The sequence below is a fragment of the Pseudonocardia nigra genome (assembly GCF_019396355.1).
Taxonomy (GTDB): Bacteria; Actinomycetota; Actinomycetes; order Mycobacteriales; family Pseudonocardiaceae; genus Pseudonocardia; species Pseudonocardia nigra.
In genome coordinates, this window is the sequence record NZ_JAHKRK010000575.1 from 1 (window position 1) to 590 (window position 590).

General features: G+C 71.4%; 1 protein-coding gene. It reads right to left on the reverse strand.

All coding sequences use genetic code 11. From position 1 onward, the window contains the following. On the reverse strand, positions 1–587 hold a 587-nt coding region (locus KME75_RS42265), incomplete at its 3' end, for a 6-phosphofructokinase (RefSeq protein ID WP_219420709.1). Positions 588–590: the final 3 nt, after the last annotated feature.

The window sequence follows — 590 nt, forward strand, 5'->3', positions numbered from 1 at the left end:
ACCTTGCGCGCGATCTGCATCGCCCCGCGCATCGAGCCGTCCCCGCCGACGACGAACAGGACGTTGACGTGCAGGCGCTCCAGGCAGTCGACGATCTCGTCGGGGTCCTGCGGGCCGCGGGACGTGCCGAGCACCGTGCCCCCGTCGGTCGCGATGTCGCGCACCGACTCCGGCGTCAGGTCGACGACGTCGTGGCCGTAGTCGGCGGCGAAGCCCTGGTAGCCGTTGCGGATCCCGACCACCCGGCGCACCCGGTAGTGGTACGTGAGCGTGCGCACCAGCCCGGCGATGACGTCGTTCAGCCCGGGGCACAGGCCCCCGCAGGTGACGATCGCGGCGCGGGTCTTGGCCGGGTCGAAGAAGATCTTCCGGCGCGGCCCGCACGGCTCGAACCCCGGCAGCTCGCTCGCCGGCACCCCCCGGGAGGAGATGCCTGCGAGGGTGTCGTCGAGCAGCACCCGGTCGTTCTCGTTGACGTAGTGCTCGGTGGTGTTCGCGGCGTCGAGCAGCGGAGCCATCGGCGAGGTGATCCGCGCCTGGCCGAGCGTGGCGATGTTCAGGTCGAGCTGGGGTTGGTTGCGAGGCAGATC